The following is a 1,269-nucleotide window of genomic DNA, read 5'->3' as shown; positions in this document are numbered from 1 at the left end:
CTTGCAGCTTGCGGTACACATTTTCATCGTCCAGCTTTTTCAAATCGTCTGAAAACCATTCGTCCCTGCCTGCCAGCAGCCGGAAAAAGGTAGATTTCCCGGCTCCCTGACCACCAACCAGACAGAGCATGACCTCAAACTTGCTCCCCGGTCTGAATACCCGCCGGATGGCTCCCATCAGGAACAGTTTCAAGGCTTCATAGGTGTATTCGTCCGTATCGGCTCCCAGAAAGTGATGCAGGGCGTAACGGATGCGCTCTGTGCCGTCCCATTGCAGGCTGTCCAGGTAATCCCTGACCGGATGGTAGCGGTTTTCATTGGCAACAATCTTGATGGCGCTCTGCACCTTTTTCTCGCTGGTAAGCCCGTAATTTTCTTCCAGATACAAAAGCAGGTAGTTCATGTCCATGTCGGTCAGCGTGGTACTGGTGCGCTCCCAGCCCAGCGGCTTCACAATGTCAATCTGCTCCGTCAAAAGGTTCAGGCGCAGCGCCCCGCGAAACAGAGGGTCACGCTGGAACACCGTCAGGCAGTTTCGGATGCTGTTCTTCACGCCGCCTTTCTGCGTCCCCTCTAATGTTTCCCGGATTTCTGCTGGTGTTTGCGCCGGTTCCATTGTGTCCATCGTCCTTTTGACCGCTTCCTGCGTTTCCGGCGGCAAGCTCTGAAATTCGCTGTTCAAGCCGCAGCACCTCCTTTCCCTGTGCGGCGATCAATGCCGCTTTTTCTTCTATTTCTCCGTATAACAAAATATCCAAAAGGTATTCTGTGTAGCTTATCCTCTGCAACGCTTCCACAAAAAGAGGATGCCAGATGGCATCCTGCGGCTGTGGGGCGTATGCTGTTTTCCAATGCTCCAGCAGGCGCAGATAATCGCATAGCACCCGGAAACAATACCGTTCCGTTTCCTGAAATCTCTGCTCCGCTGATTTTTGTCGAGACTGTGACCTGTTGTGACGCTTCCTATCTGGCGGCGCATTGCCGGATTTCTCATAGGAAACGCCGAAGTCCTCCGCAAGCCTGACCGCAGCTTCCCGTTTCCCCAATCCATGCAGCAAAGCGGCAAAGTCGATCACATCCCCGGAAGCCCCGCAGCCGAAGCAGTAAAAGCGGCTGTCCACTTTCATGCTGGGCGTGCGGTCATTGTGGAATGGACAGCAGACCATGCCGTTTCTTCCCACCCGGATTCCATAGAATGAAGCAGCCTGCCGGGTGGTAACAGACTGTTTCACCGCTTCAAATACATTCAAATGCTCCCTCCATAAAAAT

At 53.4% G+C, this 1,269-nt stretch carries 2 protein-coding genes; both read right to left on the bottom strand.

The features are described 5' to 3' along the window. Positions 1–625, bottom strand: a 625-nt coding sequence (locus DWW33_RS16075; protein WP_305793762.1) for a VapE domain-containing protein, incomplete at its 3' end; no start/stop codon positions are given. Continuing rightward, positions 510–1,250 (bottom strand): CHC2 zinc finger domain-containing protein, encoded by a 741-nt coding sequence (locus DWW33_RS15445; protein WP_118639826.1) that lies wholly within the window; start codon positions 1,248–1,250, stop codon positions 510–512. The genes DWW33_RS15445 and DWW33_RS16075, both read right to left, overlap by 116 nt. Positions 1,251–1,269 lie beyond the last annotated feature (19 nt).

It is taken from the genome of Roseburia sp. AF15-21, from assembly GCF_003479505.1.
Classification (GTDB): domain Bacteria; phylum Bacillota; class Clostridia; order Lachnospirales; family Lachnospiraceae; genus Roseburia_C; species Roseburia_C amylophila.
Note: the sequence above shows the minus strand (reverse complement) of the source record. Positions and strands in the feature narration are given on the sequence as shown.